The following is a 533-nucleotide window of genomic DNA, read 5'->3' as shown; positions in this document are numbered from 1 at the left end:
CGAGTTCGAACCTCGTCTTCCGCTCCAAATGTGCCGGGGTGGCGGAACTGGCAGACGCACAGGACTTAAAATCCTGCGGTAGGTGACTACCGTGCCGGTTCGATTCCGGCCCTCGGCACCATTTTTTTATTTTAATAATTAGCGCCCGTAGCTCAATTGGATAGAGCGTCTGACTACGGATCAGAAGGTTATGGGTTCGACTCCTGTCGGGCGCGCCAATATAACAAACGGGAAGTAGCTCAGCTTGGTAGAGCACTTGGTTTGGGACCAAGGGGTCGCAGGTTCGAATCCTGTCTTCCCGACCATTTCCTAAAATTAACATGGGGCCTTAGCTCAGCTGGGAGAGCGCCTGCCTTGCACGCAGGAGGTCAGCGGTTCGATCCCGCTAGGCTCCACCAATTAAAACAAATGAACCTTGAAAACTGAACAAGCAAAACGTAATCAATAAAGTTTTTAGTAACTAACCTTGAGTTAGTGAACGAAACAAAATTTTGGACATCAAACATGATGCCAGCAAAACAATTTGAGCTAAT

4 tRNA genes are annotated in these 533 nt (G+C 48.4%); all 4 read left to right on the top strand.

Annotated features, from left to right (window positions below):
* The first annotated feature begins 32 nt into the window (after positions 1-32).
* The 4 genes from ACYQ73_RS28205 to ACYQ73_RS28190 all read left to right on the top strand — a co-directional run bounded on the left by ACYQ73_RS28205 (position 33) and on the right by ACYQ73_RS28190 (position 398).
* Positions 33-121: transfer RNA gene (locus ACYQ73_RS28205), tRNA-Leu, on the top strand.
* A 20-nt stretch (positions 122-141) separates the two neighbouring features.
* Positions 142-218, top strand: a tRNA-Arg gene (locus ACYQ73_RS28200).
* A 10-nt stretch (positions 219-228) separates the two neighbouring features.
* Positions 229-305, top strand: a tRNA-Pro gene (locus ACYQ73_RS28195).
* Between the two features lie 17 nt (positions 306-322).
* Positions 323-398: transfer RNA gene (locus ACYQ73_RS28190), tRNA-Ala, on the top strand.
* Positions 399-533: the final 135 nt, after the last annotated feature.

This window comes from Lysinibacillus sp. CTST325 (assembly GCF_054665055.1).
Note: the sequence above shows the minus strand (reverse complement) of the source record. Positions and strands in the feature narration are given on the sequence as shown.